15 protein-coding genes and 2 tRNA genes are annotated in these 19043 nt (G+C 73.4%); 10 read left to right on the top strand and 7 right to left on the bottom strand.

Annotated elements, in window-relative coordinates; genetic code table 11:
• Nucleotides 1–131 precede the first annotated feature (131 nt).
• The 7 genes from MRBLMG1_RS13760 to MRBLMG1_RS13730 all read left to right on the top strand — a co-directional run bounded on the left by MRBLMG1_RS13760 (nt 132) and on the right by MRBLMG1_RS13730 (nt 6355).
• Nucleotides 132–968 (top strand): phosphatase PAP2 family protein, encoded by an 837-nt coding sequence (locus tag MRBLMG1_RS13760; protein WP_367824082.1) that lies wholly within the window; start codon nt 132–134, stop codon nt 966–968.
• On the top strand, nt 904–2064 hold the full coding sequence (locus tag MRBLMG1_RS13755) for a hypothetical protein (RefSeq protein ID WP_367824080.1): 1161 nt from the start codon (nt 904–906) through the stop codon (nt 2062–2064). The genes MRBLMG1_RS13760 and MRBLMG1_RS13755 overlap by 65 nt, the downstream gene beginning before the upstream one ends.
• On the top strand, nt 2055–3644 hold the full coding sequence (locus tag MRBLMG1_RS13750; protein ID WP_367824078.1) for a hypothetical protein: 1590 nt from the start codon (nt 2055–2057) through the stop codon (nt 3642–3644). The genes MRBLMG1_RS13755 and MRBLMG1_RS13750 overlap by 10 nt, the downstream gene beginning before the upstream one ends.
• The gene (locus MRBLMG1_RS13745; protein ID WP_367824076.1) at nt 3641–4978 is read left to right on the top strand and encodes an AAA family ATPase; all 1338 of its coding nucleotides are present in this window, start codon (nt 3641–3643) and stop codon (nt 4976–4978) included. Before MRBLMG1_RS13750 ends, MRBLMG1_RS13745 begins: the two co-directional genes overlap by 4 nt.
• A 158-nt stretch (nt 4979–5136) precedes the next feature.
• Entirely contained in the window at nt 5137–5499 is a 363-nt protein-coding gene (locus tag MRBLMG1_RS13740; RefSeq protein ID WP_367824074.1) for a hypothetical protein, read from the top strand.
• Between the two features lie 162 nt (nt 5500–5661).
• On the top strand, nt 5662–6291 hold the full coding sequence (locus MRBLMG1_RS13735; RefSeq protein WP_367824072.1) for a hypothetical protein: 630 nt from the start codon (nt 5662–5664) through the stop codon (nt 6289–6291).
• Nucleotides 6282–6355, top strand: a tRNA-Lys gene (locus MRBLMG1_RS13730). The genes MRBLMG1_RS13735 and MRBLMG1_RS13730 overlap by 10 nt, the downstream gene beginning before the upstream one ends.
• Nucleotides 6356–6423: 68 nt before the next feature.
• Here MRBLMG1_RS13730 and MRBLMG1_RS13725 read toward each other — a convergent pair.
• The gene (locus MRBLMG1_RS13725; protein WP_414721578.1) at nt 6424–7704 is read right to left on the bottom strand and encodes a M6 family metalloprotease domain-containing protein; all 1281 of its coding nucleotides are present in this window, start codon (nt 7702–7704) and stop codon (nt 6424–6426) included.
• A gap of 326 nt (nt 7705–8030) precedes the next feature.
• Between MRBLMG1_RS13725 and MRBLMG1_RS13720 the strand changes: the two genes are divergently transcribed.
• Nucleotides 8031–9947, top strand: coding sequence for a putative bifunctional diguanylate cyclase/phosphodiesterase (locus MRBLMG1_RS13720; RefSeq protein ID WP_367824070.1), 1917 nt, complete (start codon nt 8031–8033; stop codon nt 9945–9947).
• Nucleotides 9948–10098: 151 nt separating this feature from the next.
• Here MRBLMG1_RS13720 and MRBLMG1_RS13715 read toward each other — a convergent pair whose 3' ends face one another.
• Nucleotides 10099–11799, bottom strand: coding sequence for a glycosyl hydrolase family 18 protein (locus MRBLMG1_RS13715; protein WP_367824068.1), 1701 nt, complete (start codon nt 11797–11799; stop codon nt 10099–10101).
• Between the two features lie 256 nt (nt 11800–12055).
• Complete coding sequence (locus MRBLMG1_RS13710) at nt 12056–13147, bottom strand: LLM class flavin-dependent oxidoreductase (RefSeq protein WP_367824066.1); 1092 nt, start codon at nt 13145–13147, stop codon at nt 12056–12058.
• 404 nt (nt 13148–13551) lie between these two features.
• On the opposite strand from MRBLMG1_RS13710, the gene MRBLMG1_RS13705 reads away from it, so the two are divergent.
• On the top strand, nt 13552–14310 hold the full coding sequence (locus MRBLMG1_RS13705) for an IclR family transcriptional regulator (RefSeq protein ID WP_017237127.1): 759 nt from the start codon (nt 13552–13554) through the stop codon (nt 14308–14310).
• A 76-nt stretch (nt 14311–14386) separates the two neighbouring features.
• Nucleotides 14387–14460, top strand: a tRNA-Lys gene (locus MRBLMG1_RS13700).
• A gap of 127 nt (nt 14461–14587) precedes the next feature.
• Here the strand turns inward: MRBLMG1_RS13700 and MRBLMG1_RS13695 are convergent.
• The 4 genes from MRBLMG1_RS13695 to MRBLMG1_RS13680 form a co-directional block, all read right to left on the bottom strand.
• Nucleotides 14588–15250 carry a LuxR C-terminal-related transcriptional regulator gene (locus MRBLMG1_RS13695; RefSeq protein WP_367824064.1) on the bottom strand — a complete coding sequence of 221 codons (663 nt, stop codon included), beginning with the start codon at nt 15248–15250 and terminating at the stop codon, nt 14588–14590.
• A complete protein-coding gene (locus MRBLMG1_RS13690) occupies nt 15178–16482 on the bottom strand; it encodes a sensor histidine kinase (RefSeq protein ID WP_367824062.1) in 1305 nt (434 codons plus the stop codon). Before MRBLMG1_RS13690 ends, MRBLMG1_RS13695 begins: the two co-directional genes overlap by 73 nt.
• Nucleotides 16483–16566: 84 nt before the next feature.
• Entirely contained in the window at nt 16567–18234 is a 1668-nt protein-coding gene (locus MRBLMG1_RS13685) for an AMP-binding protein (RefSeq protein WP_367824060.1), read from the bottom strand.
• Nucleotides 18235–18324: 90 nt separating this feature from the next.
• A complete protein-coding gene (locus tag MRBLMG1_RS13680) occupies nt 18325–18918 on the bottom strand; it encodes a lytic polysaccharide monooxygenase auxiliary activity family 9 protein (RefSeq protein WP_367824058.1) in 594 nt (197 codons plus the stop codon).
• Between the last annotated feature and the right edge of the window lie 125 nt (nt 18919–19043).

The raw sequence follows: 19043 nt of genomic DNA, 5'->3' as shown, positions 1-19043 counted from the left end.
AGGGGTTCACGGTGCGGGGACGTGCCTCCCCCATCATCGCCCAACCGAATTCCCGGTGACGTCCGGGCAACCCCCCGGCGGCGTCCGGCGTCCCTCCCCCGGGGCGGACACCTGCTGGGGGGACTGAAGCCATGCGCAAGCCACGGTGGTGGGCCGAGCTGTCGCTGATCGCCGTCGTGTACGCGGCGTACACGGGCGGGCGGCTCCTCGTGCGCGGCGACGAGGCGACGGCCGTGGCGCACGGGCTCGCGATCCTGCGGGGGGAGGAAGCGCTCGGGATCGACGCCGAGCACCCGCTGAACCGGCTGTTCACGGACGTCCCGGCGCTGGGGGTCCCGGCGGACTTCGCGTACGCCTCCCTGCACTACCTGGTGACCCCGGTGATCCTCGTGTGGCTGTTCCGGCGCCGCCCCGCGCACTACCGGGCCGCCCGCACCTGGCTGATGGCCTCCACCCTGCTCGGCCTGGTCGGCTTCACCCTGCTGCCGACCTGCCCGCCCCGGCTGCTCGACCCGGCGTACGGCTTCACCGACACGATGGCGCACTTCAGCGCGTACGGCTGGTGGGGCGGCGAGGCCAGCGCGCCGCGCGGACTCGGCGGGATGACGAACCAGTACGCGGCGATGCCCAGCCTGCACGTGGGATGGGCGCTGTGGTGCGGGGTGATGCTGTGGCGGTACGGGCGGACGCCGCTGACGAAGGCCCTCGGCGTCGCGTATCCGCTGGTCACCGCACTCGTCGTGATGGGGACCGCCAACCACTACCTGCTCGACGCGGTCGCCGGCGTGGCCGTCATGGGCGCCGGGCTGCTCCTCGCCCCGTACCTGCTGCGGGCCGCCGCGCGGCGGCGCGGGGAACCGGAAGCTCCCCCGGTTGTCAGTGGCGGATGGGAGACTTCCCCGGGTGAGCGCATCCCCGGACAGCGGTCCGTCCCTACCGCCGCAGACGACACGCGCGCTGCTCGCTGAGCTGCGCGGACCGACCGTCGTGCCGCGTCCGCTGGACGCGCGGGCCCTCGCGGCGCTGGCCGCCAACCCCGGCTGCCGGCGGCGGGCCCTGCTCGACGGCGCCGGGGTCGACAAGTCCGCCCTGGCCGCGAAGCTCGGTTCGCCGGCCCCCTTCGGGCAGTCGCAGTTCGCGATCGTGCGCGGCAACTCCTTCGAGGCGAAGGTGAAGGCGGACGGCGGCCGCGAGCTGCTGCGCCTGATCGGCGCCGACGAGCCGGACGAGGTCGCCGTGCCCGATCTGGCGGCGGCGGGACCCGAGGGCCGGACGGCCCGCACGGCGCTCGCGCTGCGGGAGGCGACCGGTTCCGGCGGGTGGACGCTGCTCGACCATCCGCTGCTCGCCCTGGAGGTGGCGGGCTCGCCGGTGTACCTGGAGCCGGACGCCGTGGTGGTCCGCCCCGACGGCGGGTGGACGGTGGTGGAGATCAAGTCGTTCCCGATGATCGACGGTTCGGCCGACGCGGCGAAGGTGGGCGCGGCGGCCCGGCAGGCCGCGGTGTACGTGCTCGCGCTCGAACGGGTGGCGGCGCGCACCGAGGGCGCGCGGGTCGCGCACTCGGTGGTCCTCGTCTGCCCCAAGGACTTCTCGAACGTGCCGACGGCTTCGGTCGTCGACGTGCGCAAGCAGCGGTCGGTCACCCGGCGCCAGCTGGACCGGCTGACCCGGATCGACGAGATCGCGGGCGCCCTCCCCGAGGGCGTCAGCTTCGACGTGGTGGAGCGCTCGCCGGAGGAGCTCGCGCGGTCCGTGGAGTGCGTGCCCCACCAGTACGCGCCGGAGTGCCTGGCCGCCTGCGAACTGGCCTTCCACTGCCGGTCCCGGGCCCGGGAGGCCGACGCCGTGGAGACCCTGGGCCGTTCGGTGCGGGCCGAGCTCGGCGGCCTGACGACGGTCGGCGCGGTCCTCGCGGCGGCGCGCGGCGAGCAGGGCGACCCGGGTGACCCGGCGGTGGCGGCGCTGCGCCGGGCGCGGGCGCTGCGCGAGGAGGCGCTGTCGGCGGCCGGGGCCACCGGCGGGGAGTCCCTGACCGGAGCGGGGGACCCGGTATGTCGCTGATCTCCATGCTGGCCCGGATGGAGGCCGTCGAGTCGGGCCGGGCGCAGCCGCTGGCGACCGTACGGCACCGGCGGCTTTCGGAGCGGCCGCTCGTCCTCGTGCCGCTGACGACGGCCGGTGAGGCGGGTGCGCCGCTGGGGGCGCTCGTCGGCACCGATCCCGAGGAGCCGCGGCTCCTGGTGGTGGCCCAGCCGCGGGACCGGGACCTGCGGTTCGCGTTCCTCGCCGACCTGGCGGAGGAGGTCCTGCCGTACGTCGACTCGTTCACGGGCGCCGTCGAGGCGGTGGAGCGGAACGAGGTGGACGGGGAGACCGGCAAGAAGGTGAAGGTGGAGGTCGAGCTGTGCGCGGACGCGCCGCAGCTGATCGTGCCGAGCCGGGCGGGTGTGGAGTACGTACGCCTGCTCGGCCGGTCGACGCGGTTCCGGCGGACGGCCGAGCAGGACCCGGAGACGCCGTTCCCCGCGCCGCCGCGGGTGCCGCTGCTCGGGCGCTGGCTGACGCACTTCGGCGAGCGGGCCCGGGTGCCCGGCTCCTCGCTGCTGCTCTCGGCGACCGACCTGCTCAACCGGCACTGGGCGACCGGCCAGTCGTCCCTGGAGGACCAGCACCTGGGCGCGCTGCTCGCCTGGATCGATCCGTACGACGGCGAGCCGGGCGCCGAGGCGGCGCTGCGGGCCGAGGTGGGCCGGGACTCCCAGGGTCAGCTGCTGTGCCCGCCGGCCGGTCCCGCCACCGACCCGGCGTTCGACAACCGGCTCTTGGCGCCCGCGATCGAGCGGTACGACCGGGCCCGGCAGGCGGTGGGCGCGGCCGAGGACGGCGAGGCGGCCGACGCGGGTCTGGTGGAGCTGCACGCGGCCGAGCGGGAGCTGCGCCGGCTGGTCGTCTCGCAGCTGAAGCCGACCTGGGACGCGGTGTGGCGGGCGATCGGGCTGCTGCGGGAGCTGCCGGAGGGGGCCAGGGTCGAGGACCGCTGGACCCGGGACCGCTGGTCGTTCACCGCCCATCGCGACCGCGTCGCCGCGGGCGAGCCGCCGCAGCCGCGCCGGGACGACGCCGTGACGGCGGCCTCGAAGCTGGCCGCCCGCGAGCAGGCGCAGGGGCAGCTGGAGGCGCAGGAGGCGCTGGACGACCCGCTGGTGCTGGCCGGACGGCGGCTCGCGGGCGAGGCGTTCACCGGCGAGGTGGTCGAGGTGACGATGGCCTGGACGGAGTCGAAGCGGCCCGCGCCGCGCCCGCTCGTCACGGTGCGCACGGACGACCGGCCGCACCTGGGCGAGAAGACGAGGGTGTTCCGCTCGCTCGGCGGGAAGCCGCAGGCGGCGGAGTTCGTGGGGTACGAGGAGGACGGCTCTCTGCTGCTGCGGGTCCTGGACCGGATGGGCCGGTCGAGGGAGCCGGCGGAGGGTTCGGTGCCGGAGAAGGGCGAGCGGATCGTCTGGACGCTGTTCGAGCACGAGCAGCGGGTCGGTCCGAAGCTGCCCGATCCGGAGGAGACGCCCTGGACGCACGGCGGTCCGCCCCGGACGGACGCCGTGGAGCTGCCCGACGCCGTGACCCCTGAGGACGTGCTGTGAGCGTGACCGTGTTCGATCCCTCCGCGGAGGCCGGCCGGGCGACGGCCGACATCCTCGCGGACACCCTGCACGGCTCGTCGCGGGGTGTGGTCGTCGACTCCCCGCCGGGCGCGGGGAAGTCGACCCTGGTGGTGCGCGCGGCCCTCGAACTGGCCGCCGCGGGCCGTCCCCTGATGGTGGTGGCGCAGACGAACGCGCAGGTGGACGACCTGGTGCTGCGGCTCGCGGCGAAGGAGCCCGACCTCGAGGTGGGTCGGCTGCACTCGAGCGACAGCGACCCGTACGACAAGGCGCTCGACGCCCTGGACAACGTACGGAAGGCGGCGAAGGCGAGTGAGCTGGCCGGGGTGCCGGTGGTCCTCTCCACCTCCGCCAAGTGGGCGCACGTGAAGAACGTCGAGCCGTGGGCGCACGCGATCGTCGACGAGGCGTACCAGATGCGCTCGGACGCGCTGCTGGCGGTGGCGGGACTGTTCGAGCGCGCGCTGTTCGTCGGCGACCCGGGGCAGCTCGACCCGTTCTCGGTGGTGGGCGCGGAGCAGTGGGCCGGGCTTTCGTACGACCCGTCGGCAAGCGCGGTCTCCACGCTTCTGGCGCACAATCCGGAGCTGCCGCAGCACCGGCTGCCCGTGTCGTGGCGGCTGCCGGCCTCGGCGGCGCCGCTGGTCTCGGACGCCTTCTACCCGTTCACGCCGTTCCGCAGCGGCACCGGGCCGGGGGACCGCTCGCTCTCGTTCTCGGTGCCGTCGGACGGCTCGGGTCCCGACCGGGTCCTCGACGAGGCGGCGGAGTCGGGCTGGGGCCTGCTCGAACTGCCGGCCAGGCACACCCCGCGGACCGATCCCGAGGCGGTCGGCGCGGTCGCGCTCGTCGTGCGCCGGCTGCTCGACCGGGGCGGGGCCGCGGTCTCGGAGCAGTCTGAGCAGCCGGTTCCGCTGACGCCGGACCGGGTCGCGGTCGGCACCGCCCACCGCGACCAGGCGGCGGCGGTCCGGGCCGCGCTCGCGGAGCTCGGCGTCACCGGGGTGACGGTGGACACCGCGAACCGGCTCCAGGGGCGCGAGTACGACGTGACGGTCGTCCTCCATCCGCTGTCCGGCCGTCCGGACGCGACCGCCTTCCATCTGGAGACGGGTCGGCTGTGCGTCCTCGCCTCCCGGCACCGGCACGCCTGTGTGGTGGTCTGCCGGGCGGGCGTGGCGGAGCTCCTCGACGAGCACCCGTCGACGGAGCCGGTCCAGCTGGGGGCGGCGGTGTCGTTCCCCGACGGCTGGGAGGCGAACCACGCGGTCCTCTCCCACCTGGCGGAACACCGGGTGACCTGGACGCCGTGACCCCGCCCCACCGGTGGGACGCCCCCCCCGCACGTCCACACCGGGGCGCGGGAGGGGAGCGGGGGCGCGGGGGACGAGGTTCGCGCCCTTGCGGCACGCGGGACAATGGAAAGCGGCCCGGGATTCCGGGCCGTGCCTGTGCGAGGAGGAGAGGGACGATGGCGGAACCCGCTGAGCGGAGCGGACAGCGGCGGCTTCGGCCGGCCCCGCTGGTCTTCGAGCCTGCCGAGGCGACCGCCGATCCGGAGCATTTCTTCGACCTGGAGTCGATGGAGGATCCGCGGGAGCTCCTCGCCCGTGCGACCGAGCTGACGCTCGCGTTCCGGGCGGCCACGGACCGGGCGACCGAGTTCCAGGCCATCGCCGCCGCCCAGCTCGCGGACCCGCGCCGGTTCGACCGGCTGACGGCCGCGGCCGTCGCCGAGCGGGCCGAGTGGACCGAGGACTACGCGGTGAAGATGATCGAGTTCGGCCGCGATCTGATCCGGGCGAACGGCCGGCCGCCGGAGGAGCAGGCCTGAACCCCGCGCGCCCCCGCGCCCCGGTGCGGGCGGTCGGCGCGTGTGCGCCTGCACGCGCCCCCTGGCATATGCGGAGCGCACGATACTCCCCGCCGCACCCTCCTGTCCGGGATTCCGTGAACCCTCGGAAACCGGTCGGTTACGGCGGGTAGACCTGGACGCATGACGACCTGGCTGCGCGACGAGACCCCGCACGACATCTTCCGGTTCCTCCGGGAGGGTGACGAGGGACGGCACCAGACGGCCCGGGTGACCGCCGACGGGGCCGGCTGGCTCGCCTCGGCCGCGGGCGGGCACGGGACCGCGCTCACCCGCTGGGAGGCCCGGCCGGCCTCGCCCGCGGTGCTGCCCTGCGGAACGGTCTTCGACGTCGTCAACGTGGACCCGGTCTTCGGGCGCCGGATGCTGGACCGGCTGTGGGAGGAGGGCCCCGGCTCGGGGCCGGTCGCGATGCACCGGGGCCGGATGATGCTGTTCGCCGCGCCGGGCACCGCCCAGCGGCTGCCGGCCCTGCTCGACTGGGAGGAGTGGGGGGAGGAGGTCCCCCGGCCGCTCTGCCACGGCGTCGGGGACGCGGTGACCGTGCCGCCGCTCGCGCCCTCCGCCGACGCCGCCGGACCCCGCTGGCTGGTCGCCCCCGACACCCGGCACCCGTGGCTGCCGGGCCCCGAGGTCGTGCTGTGGGCCTGTGTGCGGGCGGTCCGGGCGGTTTCCGCCGCCGACGTGCGGGTATCGATTTTTCCTCCCGCCGATCCGGATGCTAATGTCTACGACGTCAGCAGGCGCCGCTAGCTCAGTTGGTTAGAGCAGCTGACTCTTAATCAGCGGGTCCGGGGTTCGAGTCCCTGGCGGCGCACAGACGGAAGAAGCCCCTCGCGGAAGCGGGGGGCTTCTTCGTGTTCCGGTCCGTGTGCCCGCGGGGGCTCAGTCGACGGCCGGCGGGGTGATGCGTACCGTCCAGCCGCCCGTCGAGGTCCGGTCCGTGACCTCGACGCGGACGCCGGTCCCGGGCACGGTGAGGGTCTCGCCCTCCTCCAGCGGGGCGTCCGCGAGCGGCGGGTAGACCGAGCGGTCCCAGCAGGCATCGGTGCGCGGGTGCGCGTCGACGACCTCGACGGGACCGTCGCCGGAGGCCGCGCCGGCCCGTACCCGGTAGACGAGCACGCCCTCGGTGCACGTCTCGGCGTCGTTGCCCTGGGCGCTGCGGGCCTCGACGGCGAGGACGCTGTCGGGGCCGGTGCGGACGACGGCGAGGCGGGTGCCGAGGGTGCCGCCGGCCGGGGGCGGGGCGTCGCTCGGCTCCAGGCTGACCACCCGGGTGCCGGCGCCCTGGACGCAGGTCACCTGGGCCCGGGAGAGCCAGCCGAGCTTCCACTTGTGCCAGCCGAACATGTCGGGGGCGAGCCCGAACTGGCTGCCCATGACGTCCCAGTCCCCCACATGGGTGTCCCAGTCGCCCTTGCCGTCCACCGGCCGGTGGTAGAGGTCGGGCAGGTCGAAGACGTGGCCGGTCTCGTGGGCGAGGACGTTGCGGTCGGGCGGGTGGCGCTCGAAGACCGTGACGACCCGCTTGATCTCGGTGCCGTCGGCCTCCAGGGGCCGTTCGAGGTTGACGACCTTGGTGGCGTCCGAGTCCACGCCGGGCGCGTCCGGGTCGGCGACCAGGTAGACGATGTCGTACGCGGAGAAGTCGACGTCCGCGTCGGCGGCGGTGATGGCGTCGCGGAGGTACACGGCGCGCTTCCCCGCGTCCCAGTCCCGCCGTATGTCGTACGCGCCCGACGCCTTCGGCATCGGGGTCCAGGTGCGCTGGGCATGCGGGCGGAGGGTGAAGCGCCCGTAGGAGGCGCGGTCGAAGAACTCGCTGGTGGCGGGGAAGTGGTCGGCGGCGAGTTCGGCCGGTTCGGTGAGCGGGTCGGAGTCCGGGAACGACAGGAAGATCATGACCGCGTCGAGGGTGCGGGTGGGGCGCGGATAGGAGCCGTTCCAGGTGTCGAGGCCGAGCGAGTGGTGGGCGGCGGTGCGGGGCAGGGCGCAGGGACTCGCCGTCGGCGCGCCGACGGCGGGGCCCGCGACGAGGCCGGTGGCGGCCAGGGCGGCGAGCGAGGTGAAGGCCGCCGCGCCCGCGCGCAGCCGCGAGCGTTCCACTCCCCCGGGTGGCTGCTGACCCCTCACGTGGACCTCCGGATCGCGAATGCGGGACACCCCACCCACCTTGTGATGGTTTGCGAGGTTTCGCACGTTTCCACTGCCCCGGTCGGGTGAGGGCGCGCCATGGGGTCGACGCGACACGGGCGCACTTCAGCTCACGGAAAGTCACATTCGGTCAGGTCGTCGTCGACCCGTGTCAGACCCGGGCAGAAACGATCGGGCGGCGCACGGGGGTGGCCATCACCACACGGGTGCGCGCCCCCCTCACGCGTCCCGGAGCTGGAACGCTCCCCCGCACGGGCTCTATGATCGGCTCACTCTTCCTTGGCCGACCGTCCCGACCACATGTGACCGGCCCGACTGCACTACGGGAGCGAGCGGTGAGCGGAACCCCCGAAGGACCGGTGCCCCCACAACCGCCGGAGAAGCGCGCACTCACGGAGCGTCACACCGAGCAACCGAGCCCCGCGGGCCGGGCCGGCGAGCGCTCCGCATCCGAACTCCGCGACTACCACGCCGCCTTCCGGGTCTCCCGGCTCGCGATGGCCGTCGTCGACCAGGACGGCACCGTCGTCACCGCCAACGACTCCTTCGGCGCGCTGCTCGGCACCGACGCCGGCGCGCTCCGGGAGCAGCCCGCCGCCGACCTCGTCGACCTCGCCTCCGACGGCCGCACCTGGCACGCGTACCGCGAGGTGCTGCGCGGCCGCCGCTCCCGCTTCCGCTGCACCCGGCGCCTCAAGCACCCCGACGGGCGCTCCCTGTGGGCGGAGATCACCGTCGCCCCCGTGCCCGACAGCCCGCGCGTCCTGCTGTCGGTCGCCGACATCAGCGACCGGCGCGAGCTCCAGGCGCGGCTGCGCCACCTCCAGATGCACGACCCGGTGACCCGGCTGCCCAACCGGGCGCTGTTCTTCGAGCGCCTGTCGGCCGCCCTGGAGAGCGCCGCGCCGGACGCCGCGGAGGCCGCCTCTTGGGCCGCGGAGGAGGCGGTGCCGGTCGGCCCCTCGCACCGGCCGGACCGTTCATACGAGTCGTACGGGTATGGCAGAACAGGGCGGATCGGTCTCTGCTACCTCGATCTCGACGGCTTCAAGGCGGTCAACGACACCCTCGGCCACCGGGTCGGCGACCGGCTCCTCGCCGCCGTAGCCGCCCGGCTGACGGAGTGCGCGGACAGCGACGGCTACACCCGCAGCGGCGGCCACCTGGTGGCGCGGCTCGGCGGCGACGAGTTCGCGATCCTGGTCGAGGACTCCACCGGCACCGAGCAACTGGCGGACCTGGCGCGCTCGGTGCTGTGCGCGCTCCAGCACCCGTTCGACCTGGCCGGCCAGCGGCTCTCGGTCTCCGCGTCGATCGGCGTGGTCGAGCGCTCCGCGCGCGGGACGACGGCGACCGCGCTGATGCAGGCCGCGGACACCACGCTGTACTGGGCCAAGGCCGACGGCAAGGCCCGCTGGACCCTCTTCGACCCGGAGCGCAACGCGCACCGGATGACCCGGCAGGCCCTCTCGTCGACGCTGCGGCCGGCCGTGGACCTCGGCGAGTTCGCCCTGGAGTACCAGCCCCTGGTGGATCTGGCCGACGGCGCGGTGCGCGGGGTGGAGGCGCTGGTGCGCTGGAACCACCCGCAGTTCGGCTCCCTCGCGCCGAATCGGTTCATCGGGATCGCCGAGGAGGACGGCTCCATCGTGGAGCTCGGGCGGTGGGTCCTGAACACCGCCTGCCGGCAGGCCCGGCAGTGGCAGAAGGACCATCCGCGGGAGCGCCCGATCTTCGTGAGCGTCAATGTGGCGGTCCGTCAGGTCTGGGACTCCGACCTGGTCGCGGACGTCGCCGGCATCCTCGCCGAGACCGGGCTGGCCCCGCACCTGCTCCAGTTGGAGCTGACCGAGTCCGCCGTGATGGGCTCGGCCGGCCGGCCGCTCCAGGCGCTCCAGGCGCTGAGCGACATGGGGGTGCGGATCGCCATCGACGACTTCGGCACCGGGTACTCGAACCTGGCCTATCTCAGTCGGCTCCCCGTCTCCGTGCTCAAGCTCGACGGCTCCTTCGTCCGGGGGTTCCAGGACGAGGAGCACGCCAACCCGGCGGACGAGTTGATCGTCGAGGCGCTCGTGCACCTCGCGCACCGGCTCGGCCTCACCGTCACCGCCGAGTGCGTCGAGACCTCGTGTCAGGCCGACCGGCTGCGGCGCATCGGCTGCGACACGGGTCAGGGCTGGCTGTACTCGCGGGCGGTGGCCCCGGACCGGATCGCCGAGCTGATCGGCTCGGAGCCCCTGGCGGTCTGACCGCGCACGACGCCCCGGGTGAAGGGCGCGCCCGATGCCCGGAGCCGTCCGGTGCGGACGGGTCCGGGCATGGAACTGCCCCCGGCCGGAGGGACATTCCGGGCGGGGGCAGTGGTCATGGGGTCAGGTCATGGGGGGTCGGGTCAGGCACTCAGCAGGCGCCGAGGTCCTGCCAGACGCCCCACTCGCCGGTGGTGCCGGGGGTCTCGTTCTGCGTCCACCACTTGGCCTTCCACTTGTGGCCGTTGTGGGAGACCTCGTTGCCCGCGTTGTAGATCGTGCCGGCCACGTACGCCGGGACCGAGCCGCAGCCGGAGGTGGGCGGGGTGGTCGGCGGCGTGGTGGGCGGGGTGGTCGGGGGCGTCGTCGGCGGGGTGGTCGGCGGCGTCGTGGTCGGCGGGGCGGTGGTGCCGCCGAGCGCGGTGTTGATCTGCTTCAGCAGGGTGGCGTTCTCGTCCAGGCCGAGGAGCGAGTACATCATCGCGCCGGCCAGGCCGCGCTGCTTGGCGTAGTCCACGCGGGCCTGGATGGACTTCTGGTTCAGGCCGGTGAAGAACTCGCCGTCCTTGTAGAAGTACGAGGACTTCGACTGGTCGTCCCAGAAGGTGGTGGAGGCGTTGTCGACGATGCCGCCGAGCTCCTTGTAGTGCGCGATGCCGGCCTGCTGGCTGAGCGGGCGGACGTTGGAGCCGCCGGTCGCGGTCTGCGCGAGGCCGTTGGTGGTCCCGGCGGGGACGCCCTTCCAGCCGCGGTAGTAGAACTCGTAGCCGAGGGTCAGCTTGTTGGCGGGGAAGCCGCCGGTGATGCCGTAGGTCGGGTTGCCGTCGATCCAGGAGTCGATGGCCGAGTCGATGCTGTACTTCTCCGTGCCCGGCGCGATCACGTCGGTCGGGTCGTTCGGCGAGGGGTACAGCGGGGACTGGTGGTACGTCGGCCCGTCGCCGTCCCAGGCGCCGTGCATGTCGTACGTCATGATGTTGGCGTAGTCGAGGTACTGACCGATCTTGTCGGTCTCGATGTACTTGATCTTGTCCTGGCCCGCCGGGAGCGCCGAGGTCAGCAGGTACTTCTTGCCGCCGTTGGCCGCGCCGTACTCGTCGAGCTGCTTGCGGAACTCGGCGAGGAGCAGCGTGAAGTTCTGCTTGTCCTCGGGGGCGTAGTGGTTGCCCAGGTGGCCGCCGGAGGAGCCGGGGTACTCCCAGTCGATGTCGATGCCGTCGAAGATGCCGGCCGCCGTGCCCGCGCCGCCGTAGCCGCCCTCGACGGGCAGGTTGCCCTTGATGTACTGGTCGATGCAGGAGGCCACGAGCTTCTTGCGGCTCGCGTCCGTCTTGGCCGCGTCGCTGAAGTACTTCGAGTAGGTCCAGCCGCCGAGCGAGATGTTGATCTTCAGGTGGGGGTACTTCGCCTTCAGTTCCTTGAACTGGTTGAAGACGCCCACGATCGGCTGGTCCCACTTGTCGGCGATGCCGTCGACGGAGTCGGCCGCACTGAAGGACTTCTGGTAGTCGGCGTACGAGTCGCCCGCACCGTCACCCGCGTTGGGGTTGTTGTCGTCACCCGCGGCTTTGTTGGCCTCGAAACAGGTGAGGTTGGTGGGGTGGATGTTGCCGAACGAGTAGTTGATGACGTCCAGCTGGCTCGCGATGCCCCGGGTGTCGAGGTGCTTGGGGTAGAACGCGTTGCCGTAGACGCTCCACTGGTCGTAGTACGCGATGCGCACGTTGCCCGTAGAGGCAGTGGTCGACGTGTCGGCCGCCTGGGCGGAGCCGAGGCCGACGGTCGCGGCAAGCGCGCCGGCGGCGAGGGCCGAGCTCAGGAGCGCGGCGATCAAGGGCTTACGGGGGTGCACGTGCGGCCTCCGATGGGGGGAGTACTGGGTGGTGCCGTACAGGAGCTGAGGAAGTGATAGCTGGCGCGTGAACGGCACGTCAATGGTCTGAACCAGATTGAGGACTAGACCAATTTGACGGAGAAAGCCCTTGTCAGAGGCGTGCAGCACAAAACGGAACCGCCCGCCACCATCGGTGACGAGCGGTTTAAGGTTCACTTAGGACAGATCCGGGGTTCGTTCGAGAGTGAACCAACCGGCCTCCGGAAATCCGGTTTCACCCGGCCGAACCCTCCTCGGGGTACGGCAGCACCGGCAGTTCGTACGCGTCGGCGATCAGCTCGTAGCTCCGCACCCGCGCGTCCCCGCCGTGCCCGTTGGCCGTGATCATCAGCTCGTCGGCGCCCGTCCGCTTCCGCAGGTCGTCGAGGCCGGCCCGGACCTCGTCCGGGGTGCCGTACACGACGTTCGCCAGCCAGCTGTCGACGAACTCCCGCTCCGCGGGGCTGAATCCGTACGCCTCCGCCTCCTCGGGCGTCGGCACCAGGCCGGGCCGGCCCGTGCGCAGCCGCAGCATCGCGAGGGCGCCGGCGAGGACCTCGCGGCGGGCCCGCGCGGCCTCGTCGGCGGCGAGCGCCGAGACGCCGATCATCGCGTACGGGGCGTCGAGGACCGCCGAGGGCCGGAACGAGTCCCGGTAGAGGTCGAGCGCCGGGATCGTGTTCCGCGCCGAGAAGTGGTGGGCGAAGGCGAAGGGCAGGCCGAGCAGACCCGCGAGGCGGGCGCTGAAGCCGGAGGAGCCGAGCAGCCAGATCGGCGGCCGCCCCCGCGGACCCTGCACCGGGCCGGGCACGGCGTGGATCCGGGCGTACGGGTGCCCGTCCGGGAAGTCGTCGTCCAGGAACCGGGTCAGCTCCGCGAGCTGCTCGGGGAAGTCGTCGGCCCCCTCGTTCAGCGAGTCCGTGCGCCGCAGGGCGGCCGCCGTGGCCCCGTCGGTTCCGGGCGCGCGCCCGAGCCCGAGGTCGATCCGGCCCGGGGCGAGCGCCTCCAGGGTGCCGAACTGCTCGGCGATGACGAGCGGGGCGTGGTTGGGGAGCATGACACCGCCCGAACCGAGCCGGATGCGCCGGGTGTGCGCGGCGAGGTGGGCGAGGATCACCGCCGGGGAGGACGAGGCGACTCCCGGCATGGAGTGGTGCTCGGCCACCCAGTGGCGGTGGAAGCCGCGCCGCTCGGCGAGCCGGCTCAGCTCGACGCTGGTGGCGAGCGCCTGTGTCGCGGTCCGCCCGCTGCCGACGGTCACCAGGTCCAGTACGGACAGCGGTACGGGCGCGCTACCCCGCGCCTCTCCTCGAATAGCGTCGGTCACCGTCGAGACCCTCCTCAGCACACGTGCGAATCCTTCTCCGGAGCTCCTCCGGATGCGCAGCCGGACGCGCGTCCGGGTACATCAGGGCTACAACAGGAGGGTGTCTCCGGTTATTCCGGCGAGAAGAGACGGTTCTCGGCCACCGGAAGAGCGCCGGCCGGGTCCGCTTCCCCGTAAAAAATCTCCCGTTCGCCGCCGGCCGGGCACGCACGGGAGCGTCGTCGCGCACCGCCCTGACCTCAGACTCTCCACACCACTCATGACGTGGGCATATGCCAGGAGGGTGCGCCCCAGCGTAGGGCCCGGATCGTCCGCATCATTCTCGCCAACAGCCGCCCCGCAAACGGCCCTTGGCGGTTATCGTGGTACGAAAGCTTGCGGTCACAACCTGGTAGGGGGAAACCGTGGCGCTGAAGCCCGAGCCCACCGCGCCGTTCCACTCGGTGCAATACGCCCTGCGCGTCCTCGAGACGGTGTCACGGCACGGTGGCGGAGTGACGGACGTCCAGATCGCGCGCGAGACCGGCCTGCCCGTGGCCCACCTGTCCTCACTGCTCCTCATGCTCCGGCGCGAGGGGTACGTCGAGCAGGTGGCCGACGGCGCGTACGTGATCGGGGACTCCCTCGTCCTCCTCGGCTCCGGCCTGACCCGCCGCGAGGCCCTGGAGGCCAAGCTCCAGGAGACCCTGACCGAGCTACGCGACTCCGTCGGCGCCGCGGTATACATCAGCCGGTACATCGACGGCGAAGTGAAGATCACGCAGTTCGCCGACGGCCCTCGCACGCCCAAGGTGAACGAGTGGGTCGACTTCCGCTCGGCCGCGCACGCCAGCGCGGTCGGCAAGTGCCTGCTCACGCAGCTCGACCAGAACGGCCGGCGGGACCACCTCTCCCGGCACAAGATCGCCCGGCTGACCTCCCGGACGATCACCAGCGAACGCATCCTCTTCTCGAAGCTCGACAGCCAGCCGGCGACCGTCCCCGTCCTCGACCTCCAGGAGTACGCGGTGGGCACGGTCTGCGCCGCCGTCCCGCTCACGGCGGGCTCCGCCGTGGGCTGCCTGGCACTGTCCCTGCCGATCGAGCACGCCCACCGGCTGCGCGCGGCGGCCGACACGCTCAACCGACGGGCCGCCCCGGTGGTGCTCTCGCTGGCGATCTGAGGACACGCGGACTCCTCGTCCCGCGGGGTGGTCGGAAGCACCCCTCGGGACCAGGTAGTATTTTCTCTGTCAGCAGGCGCCGCTAGCTCAGTTGGTTAGAGCAGCTGACTCTTAATCAGCGGGTCCGGGGTTCGAGTCCCTGGCGGCGCACAGACAGAGAAGGCCCCTCGCGAGAGCGAGGGGCCTTCTTGTCGTGCCCCGGCTGGTGCGCCCTCCCGCTGGTCGCGCCTGCGTCTGGTCGCGCCTCCCGCTTGCCGGCCCCTCCGGCCGTCGCCCGTCAGGCCCGGAGGTAGGTGAGGACGGCGAGCACCCGGCGGTGGGTGTCCTCCGCCGGCGGCAGGCCGAGCTTCGCCAGGATGTTCCCGATGTGCTTGCCGACGGCGGCCTCGGTCACCACCAGGCGCCGGGCGATCTCCGCGTTCGAGTGGCCCTCCGCGACCAGGCCGAGGACCTCCCGCTCGCGCGGGGTCAGCGCACCGAGGGGGTCCCGGTGGCGGCGCAGCAGCTGCCGTACGACCTCGGAGTCGACGACCGTCCCGCCGTCCGCGACCTGGGCGAGGGCCTCGACGAACTCCTCGACCTGCCCCACCCGGTCCTTCAGGAGGTAGCCGACGCCGGTGCCGTCGCCCGAGTCGAGGAGGTCGGCGGCGTAGCTGCGCTGCACGTACTGGCTGAGGACGAGCACCGGCAGGCCGGGCCGCTCGGCGCGGAGCGCGACCGCGGCGCGCAGTCCCTCGTCCTGGAAGCCGGGCGGCATCCGGACGTCGGTCACCACGATGTCCGGCGCGTGCGCGGCGACCGCCTCGCGCAGTCCGTCCGCGTCACCGACGGCGGCGACGACCTCGTGGCCGAAACGGGCCAGGAGCCCTATGAGTCCCTCCCGGAGGAGGACGCTGTCCTCGGCGAGGACGACACGGAGCTTGCGGGGAGCGGTCGGCACGGGATCTCCACTCGGAGCAGGGTCGGCCCGCCCGGCGGGCTCATGATCGTCAGTGTGCCATCGAGGACCGCGATCCGGTCGGCGAGTCCGGTGAGTCCGCTGCCCCGGGCCGGGTCCGCCGCGCCCCGCCCGTCGTCCTCGACGTCGAGCCGCAGCACGCCGCCCGCGTGCCGGGCGGTGATCGCCGCCCGGGTCGCCCCGCTGTGCTTGCCGATGTTCGCGAGCGCCTCGCAGCCCGCGAAGTAGCCGGCGCTCTCCACGCTCACCGGCAGCCGGGGCAGCTCGATGTCGGTGGCGACGGGCACGGCGGAGCGGTCGGCGGCGTCGGCGAGCGCCGCACCGAGGCCGTAGTCGGCGAGGACCTGGGGGTGGATGCCGTGGATCAGCTCGCGCAGCTCGGTGAGGACCTGCCCGGCCTCCGCGTGCGCCTTCGCCAGCTGCCCGGCGAGCGGGCCCGGCGGGGCGTCGAGCCGTGCCAGACCGAGGGTCATGGTGAGGGCGACCAGGCGTTGCTGGGCCCCGTCGTGGAGATCCCGCTCGATGCGGCGCCGCTCCGCCTCGAAGGCGTCGACGAGACGGGCCCGCGAGGCGATGACCTCGCCGATCCCGTCCTCCCTTCCGGTCTCCCTGGGGCTGAGCAGTGCGCGGGCGAGGGCGGCGCGGGCCCCGGCGAAGGCCGCGAGGGGGTAGGCGAGGGCCACCAGGAGCACGGCGCCGAGGAGAGCGGCGGCGAAGGCCTCGGGATAGGAGGTCACCAGATACGCCTTGACGACCTTCGTCTCCGCCCCGTCCAGCGCGTACCGGACCGGGGCCGCGAACAGCGCGACGGGCAGTCCGACGCCGACGCCGAGCACGAGCAGGTCGAGCGGCCACAGCACGGTCGCGAGCAGGAGGGCGTACGCGAGCTCCCGCCAGGTGGCCTGCTCCCCCGCCCGCAGCCGGAGCCACGCGCCGAGCCCGGGGGCGGTGGGCACCCGGTGCGGGTCGGGCGCCGGGTCCCGGTCCGCGAGGCGCAGCCGCCACCGCTCGATCCCGCCGACCGCGGGCCCGGAGAGCAGCAGCAGCGGCAGCCCGACCAGGAGCAGCGAGAACACCCCGAGGACCACGAACAGCAGGCAGACGGCCGCGCCGACCAGCGCGCCGGTCGCCAGATACCCGGCGGCCCGCCACGGCCAGACGCCGAGCGGGAAGCGGGGCCGGGTCAGTGCCTGCCAGGGGTTACGGGGTTCCATGTCCGCCCACGGTAGGCGGGACGCCCGGACGGGGCCATGGGCCTGGAGGGTGCGGCGGGGGTGGGGCAGGCCCTACCCCCGCCCCTACGGGTAGGCCTGGGGGCGGCCGTGTCGCGCGTAGTGGGCATGGAGTGCGTCGAGCGCGGCCCCGGTCAGGGGCTCGTAGGGGGCGTCGGGGGCGGGGCGCCACCAGACGGGGTCCGGGCAGAGGAAGGAGGCTCGGCGCAGGCCCACGCGATGGACCTTGTTGGTCGCGGTGAGGGGCAGTTCGGGCAGGACCCGGACGAAGCGCGGCGGCATCTTCGTGCCCAGGTCCGGCTGGGCGGCGAGGAAGTCGGCGAAGGCCGCGGGGTCGAAGTCCGCACCCTCGCGCAGGGCGAGCGCCGCCATGACCTGGTCGCCCGCGACCGGGTCCGGTACCGCGTAGACGGCGACCCCGGCGGCCCGGTCCCAGCGGGCGAGGATGTGCTCGATCATCGCCGCCGCCAGGTTCTCGCTGTCGACCCGCAGCCGGTCGTCCGTACGGCCCGCGAAGTAGAGGAAGCCGTCGGCGTCCCGGTAGAACAGGTCGCCCGTCCAGTACCACCCGTCGCGCAGCCGGGCTGCCTCGGCCTCGGGGTTGCGCCAGTAGCCCTCGAAGGGCGAGCGGCCCCGGTTGACGAGTTCCCCGACGGCTTCAGAGGTGTTGAGGAGCAGGCCGGTGGGCGAGAAGCGGGCCGGTGCGCAGACCTCGCCCGTCTCGGCGTCGATCACCGCCAGGTCGTCGCCCGGCGCCGCCCGGCCGATCGCCCCGGCCGGGGTGTCAGGGGTCCGCTGGATCGCCGCGCCGCCCTCGGAGGAGCCGTACCCCTCCACGAGCGGGACCCCGAAGCGTTCCCGGAAGCGGGCCGCGTCGACCGCCCCCGCCTCGGTCCCGAAGCCGAGGCGCAGCGGGTGCGTGCGGTCGTCGGGGGCGGGCGGGGTGGCGAGCAGGTACTGGACGGCCCGGCCCACGTAGGTGAAGTAGGTGGCGCCGAAGCGGCGTACGTCGGGCAGGAAGCGGGAGGCCGAGAAGCGGGCCCGCAGGGCGACACCGGCGCCGGCGGCGAGCGCGGGCGCCCAGTCGGCGATCACGGCGTTGCCGTGGAACATCGGCATGCAGACGTAGTGGACGTCGTCCCTGCCGACGCCGAAGTGGGAGACGAGCGAGGTCCCGGCGGCCGCGAGCCGCCCCTGGCTGCAGAGCGCGGCCTTGGGTGCGCCCGTGGAACCGGAGGTGAAGGAGAGCAGGAAGCGGCTGTCGGGGCGTACGGGACCGAGGGCCGCGTCTCCGGGGCGGGCGCCGGCGTAGGGCGCGAGGAGGTCCCGGTAGGCGTCGGTGTCCGTGACCAGGACGCGTACGCCCGGCAGCGGGAGCCCGTCGAGGAGGGGTAGGTGGGCGCGTTGGGTGACCAGGACCCGGCACGCGGTGTGCCGGATGTCCCGGGCGAGTTCGGCGCCGCGCCGGGTCGGGTTGATCCCGGCGACGGCGGCCCCCGCGAGGGCCGCCGCGCTGAGCCAGAGCGGGTACTCCGGCGTGTTGTCGAGCAGGATGCCGAGGTGCGGCTCGCCCCCCGGCACGGGTGGCATCAGGTCCACGAGCAGTGCGGCCCGCGCGGCGGCGCCGGCGGCGACCTGGTGGTGGGTGAGGGTGTGGTGCTCGTCCCTCAGGCCGATCCGATGGTCGCCCCATTGGCGCCGTACGAGCTCCGCGACGGTGTCCGCACCCCTCATGGGCCGGACTGTAACTGACGTATCGTCAGAACTGAACGGCCGCGGCCCGGCGACCGGCCGGACCGCGACGGCTCCCGACCGGCCGACCGGTCAGAATTTGACGTCCGAGCAGGCGTAGAACGCGTTCGCGGTGTCCGCGATCGTCCACACCGCCAGGATCAGGTGACGGCCCGTCTTGCCCGTCGGGATGGTCCCGGAGTGCGAGAGCGTCGCCGGCGGCTGCTGGTTGTTGTAGGGGACGGTCAGGAACGGCTGGGGGTCGAGCGCGGCCCGGGTCAGTTTCTGACTCGGATCCCAGCCGTTCCTGGTGATGTAGTACTTGAAGTCGGTGGTGCGGTGCCGGGCCGTGAACTGCCAGCGGAAGCTGTAGCTCTGCCCCGCCGTGAGACTCGTCGCCGGCCAGGCGCCGCCCCGGGGGTCGTCGAGCTGGGCGAACTGCGTGAGCCCGGCCGAGCAGATCCTGCCGTCGGCGGGACCGGCGGCCGGGAACCCCTTCGGGCCCTCGACCGACTGCGGCTCCCACTGGATGGGGCCGCAGTTGGTCACGGTGCCGTTGGCGCAGAGCTTCTGGCGGCTGATCGGCGAGTCGGTGTACCCGTGGCTGCCGGCACTACCGGTACCGAGCAGGGTGACGCCGGCGACGCCGAGCGCCACCACCGCCGCCCCGACTGACTTGTTGCGCATGCTGTCGCTCCAGGAGAACGTGGGGAGTTCCGTTGGGTCGTGCTGCACGCGTGCGGTCTTGCGGGTGACTTACTTTGGTCTGGACCAAGTACCAAGGTATGGACGGAAGTTGAACATGTCCATCC

It is taken from the genome of Streptomyces sp. LMG1-1-1.1, from assembly GCF_040815545.1.
Classification (GTDB): Bacteria; Actinomycetota; Actinomycetes; order Streptomycetales; family Streptomycetaceae; genus Streptomyces.
The sequence above is the reverse complement of the archived record's forward strand: the minus strand, read 5'-3'. Positions and strand labels throughout refer to the sequence as shown.